Here is a 2,926-nt window from a genome sequence, read left to right on the forward strand (position 1 = left end):
TCCATTTTTTTCCGGGCTGTTATATCTCGTATTATGCTTATAAGTCCAGACGGATTCCCGGCACTGTCGCGCACTATTGTGGTGCTGATTTCTCCATCGAACTCTTCTCCATTCTTTGTTGTCAGTGTAAATTCCTTTGGACTGGCCTCGTTTTGTTCCAGCTGTTTCATTAAGGATAATGTTGCCCCTTCGCGGTCTTTCTCTGTGATGACTGACAAACCGTCCAGGCCGATGACCTCCTCTTTGCTGTTGTATCCGAACATCTGCAATCCGGCCTGGTTCTCATCAATAACTTTTCCACTGAGGTCGGTAACAACGATCCCCTCTCCGATAGATTCGAACATAAATCGCAGTTTTGCTTCTGATTCCCTGAGTTGGCTCATCATGCGTTTACGCTCTGTGATGTCGTGTATTATTGTGACAAAGCCGGTGATGTTCCCGTCTGCATCGTGCAGGGTGCTTACACCAATCTCTGATTCGAATTCCTCCCCAAGTTTGCTGCGCAATTTAAAGTCGCCCCAGTCGATGGGGCGCCCTTTCCCTTTAGTCGCTTCATTCAATGGTTTCAGGGCTTTTTCCATATCTTCGATAGTAATGAAATCAAGCGCATTCCGTCCTATCATATCTTCCTTGGTAGCATATCCGGACATGCGTCTTGCCGCTTCGTTGACTTGTAGCATATTAATCTTTGAATCGGTGACAACGATACCATCCTTTATAGAGTCAAAGACTATTTTTAATTTTTCTTCCGATCCCCGCAGCGCCTGCTCCACGCGTTTGAGCTCGGTGACATCCAGGGCGATTGCTAGAGCTGCCCGCTTCGCTTTAAATTTAATGGAAACTACTTTCTCCAGAACCCAGACGATACCCCCGTCCCTTTTAATGAGCCTGAATTCGTGGAGGGACTTCAAGTTTCCCTTAAGGCTGGCGATAGCTTCTTGAACGACCCGTTCCCTGTCATCCGGATGTATATAATCAGCGGTAGGTTTGCCTATCAGCTCTTGACTGGAATACCCCAGCATTTCTTCAAAAATAGGGTTCGCATATTGGAACTTGCCGCCCTGTACAATGCTCACGCCCGTAACAGCGTTTTCCAGGGTTATCCGTGACATCTCACGGGACTCGCGCAGCTTTTGTGTATTAACTAAGGCCTCATCATAGAGACGGACTTTATCTATTGCGATCGCAGTCTGATTGGCTAGAATCCACAGGGGCTGCTCCTCTGTTTCGAGAATCTCCTTGCGACTGGTGAAAGCCAGTACATTGCCTAAAAGGCGGTCTCTTGCTGTGAGGGGCATAGAGATCATACTTTTAGAGCCGAGCATCTCCTGTACGGCATTATATTCAGAGGAAGACGAGGACTCACCTTCAACATCTTGGCTGTCTGTTATACTCGTTGATTTAACGTCCAATGCCTCTGCCTTTTCCTGTGTGCCGGCAGCTTTCAGTGTTTGTTTCACGGATGTTTCCACATCTTTTGCCAGTTCCAGCCCTGATTTACTGAAGAAGGCCGTTTCTGGCGGGATATTTTTATCTTCATCGAATGCTATTACAAAGGAGTGATCGTATCCTAGGATGTTAACAGTAACTTCGGCAACTTTTGTCAGTATGTCTCTTAAAGCCATTGTGCCGTGAATGGTTGTACACGCTCTTTGCAATGCAAGGAATTGATCAAGTTTCTTTTCTAACTCCGCCTGGCTGACATTTGGCTTTTTGTCATCTCCGTTGCGTTTAACAATCTCTACTTTATGGTTAGAGACGTTCTTAGCTGCATCAGCCAGCTTCTTGAGGGGTTTCTTTTTTGTTTTGTCTTTATCCATTCACTGAACCTCGAGAGGTGTGGGGCCGACCTAATGATATTTGTATATTTTGCTACACTTCTACTACTTACTTAAACATAAGTCAAGCCATAATAAGGATACGGATTACAGTTCAAAAAATATATCAGATAGATTATACTTTATAATTTTCAGTAATTATATATTATTTATAAACTTTTTGTAAACTAAGTACTTAGAACTGTTTTTGGCAATGGGGGCAAACAAAGCGGGCTGAGAAAAAATGCTTGTCCTCTTTTACTGCATCGGGGGTCAGTTCCAGATATACTTCCATTCTGCAACTGGGACAGTTATAGTATAAGCCCAAGCCGACCTCTTGCTCTAATGCTATTCCGTCGAGGAGCCTTTCTTTTACTTCAATTTTATATTTTGTTATTTTCGGTTTCGCTGCCGAAAGCGCTGCATTTATCCTTTTGAAAGTTTCCATAGGCGTGCACATCCCTTTTATCAGGTAGTCTGTCGCGCCAAGTTCGGATCCCTTTTTGATATCTTTATCTGACCCCTGTACGGTCAATATGATAACAGGCATGCCGTTTGTTGTTTTGTTCTCCCTGATACTCTTTAGCACTTCGAATCCGTGAAGCTTGGGTAAGTTCAAGTCAAGCAGTACCAGGTCCGGTTTTTGCGATAGAGCCATCTGCAATCCGGCCTCGCCATCTGCGGCTGCTAAAACTTGAAAGCCGCCGCTGTCGAGCATATCTTGGTATATGGTTCTGAAGGATATCTCGTCTTCGACAAGGAGAATCGTCCTTTTTTCCGGAGCGTCCATCTTACTTCTGGGCCTCCTATTATTCGAAGGTTCTGTGCAGCTTATCCCTGATATCGAGTCGTAAGCGTTTTTCTGTGGAAGCTGGCGCAACTATATATGTAAACTATGTAAAAATCAAGTAGTTTAAGTACCAGCCTAGAATCAACAATTATCCAAACCTATTGATATCCCAGACCATCGTAGCAACTGTCTTGATTGTCAAGAGTTTGCCGGACAAACCGGTGACCAATGAGAATTATTTTTAACCATAGCGTTCAAGATTGTGAGCAGCTTGCGCATACAAGCGGTCAATGCTACCTTATGCGCTTTACCGGCATTG

General features: G+C 44.5%; 2 protein-coding genes. Both read right to left on the reverse strand.

Going from position 1 to position 2,926, the window contains the following annotated elements:
- Positions 1 to 1,820: PAS domain S-box protein (locus tag NTW12_03535; GenBank protein MCX5845417.1), on the reverse strand; the 1,820-nt coding region annotated here is incomplete at its 3' end.
- A gap of 193 nt (positions 1,821 to 2,013) precedes the next feature.
- Positions 2,014 to 2,607, reverse strand: coding sequence for a response regulator (locus tag NTW12_03540; protein MCX5845418.1), 594 nt, complete (start codon positions 2,605 to 2,607; stop codon positions 2,014 to 2,016).
- Positions 2,608 to 2,926 lie beyond the last annotated feature (319 nt).

This window comes from Deltaproteobacteria bacterium (assembly GCA_026388545.1).
Taxonomy (GTDB): domain Bacteria; phylum Desulfobacterota; class Syntrophia; order Syntrophales; family UBA2185; genus JAPLJS01.